Below are 498 nucleotides of genomic sequence, written 5' to 3' on the forward strand. Positions count from 1 at the left end.
CAGGATTTGCTGCTTGCCAGTCAGCAAACCGAGAACAGCACCTCGCGCTACCAGAACGCGCGCAATTACAGCATTCGCCAGCAGATCGACCAGTACGGCAGCGACGTACAAGTCGGCGGTGACCTGCAGGCCGCTGCCACGCGAGACATGGCCATTGTCGGCAGCCAGGTTGCGGCAGAGGGCGACATGGCCCTGCAGGCCGGTGGCAGCATGACCATCGCTTCCGCTGCCAATGAGTACCACTACGACGCCAAGCGCAAAGGCGGCGGCAAGAAGGTCGAGGCCGTACAGGATAGCGTCACCCAGATCGCCAGCGAGCTGAGCGCTGTCGGTGACTTCCGTGCGGTGTCCGGCCAGGACATGAACCTGAGCGCCAGCCGCATCGACGCGGGCGGCTCGGCCTACCTCTACAGCGGCGGACAACTCAACCTGCTGGCCGCGCAGAACAGCGACTACTCGCTCTACGACAAACAGTCCAAAGGCTCCTTCGGCGCCAAG

At 63.7% G+C, this 498-nt stretch carries 1 protein-coding gene; it reads left to right on the top strand.

What is annotated here, in order from left to right; translation table 11 throughout:
• The coding region (locus tag BVH01_RS04230; RefSeq protein WP_218189086.1) for a hemagglutinin repeat-containing protein at nucleotides 1-498 on the top strand (498 nt) is incomplete at both ends.

It is taken from the genome of Pseudomonas sp. PA1(2017) (assembly GCF_001945375.1).
In the GTDB taxonomy this organism is placed as follows: Bacteria; Pseudomonadota; Gammaproteobacteria; order Pseudomonadales; family Pseudomonadaceae; genus Aquipseudomonas.